This window comes from Colwellia sp. TT2012 (assembly GCF_001440345.1).
In the GTDB taxonomy this organism is placed as follows: Bacteria; Pseudomonadota; Gammaproteobacteria; order Enterobacterales; family Alteromonadaceae; genus Colwellia.
In genome coordinates, this window is sequence record NZ_LJYX01000146.1 from 1 (window position 1) to 781 (window position 781).

Below are 781 nucleotides of genomic sequence, written 5' to 3' on the forward strand. Positions count from 1 at the left end.
ATTATGCAGAAGAACTCTCAGCAACAAAATATAGCCTTAGTGATTATGCTGACTCTCGCTATAGTGTTAACAAGTATATTGCTGACAATAGTGCGCTAGTCCAGCTTGCAGACTCAAGCTTCACTGTAGATGGCATTGGCGGTGGGGTTGATGATGCCACTTCTGGCGTGGGGCCAATGCAAAGCGGCGACCCTGTGATTGATAAGTTAAATCGCGAGTTACACAAGATGCAAACAAAACTAGCGAACGAAGATTTACAACGTACTAAAAACCGCTGGCAACTTGATCCTGAACAGGAAAAACAACTCAGAGAAATCAGGAACTGGATCACGAAGTTGTTTGCGGGATTGAGTCTGGGTCGGAATTTTTTCACAGGTAGTGCGGAGCCTATGGCGCCTCGCGACATTTCCCTGGTCAGAGGCATGATCACTCAGCATCGACGCGAGATAGATCGTGAACTTAAGGCCGTTGCGGTCGTTGTGAAGCAACGCGAACGTGTTGAACCTCTGCTGGACATCCTGGACAAGCCCATTGAGCCGAGGGAGTCAGCTAGCGGCGCGGATCTAGAAACGGCCACGGACAAGATGGACAAGCTTTTTGGCATCAAACGCGACAAGTACGGCAGAAGGCCTAAACCAGATGACGATGGCCCAACCTACGGCTGAGGACCCGCCTGCGGCTGCGCACGAGCCCTCAGCTATCGAGGTAACGATTTTTTTCGTATTGAGATGCCAGCAAAATCAATGGAAATGCTAACGACTGGTGCTGACACCCAGTCTGC

General features: G+C 50.1%; 1 protein-coding gene. It reads left to right on the forward strand.

What is annotated here, in order from left to right:
* Nucleotides 1-665, forward strand: a 665-nt coding sequence (locus ASU03_RS21265) for a hypothetical protein (RefSeq protein ID WP_197411324.1), incomplete at its 5' end; no start/stop codon positions are given.
* Nucleotides 666-781: the final 116 nt, after the last annotated feature.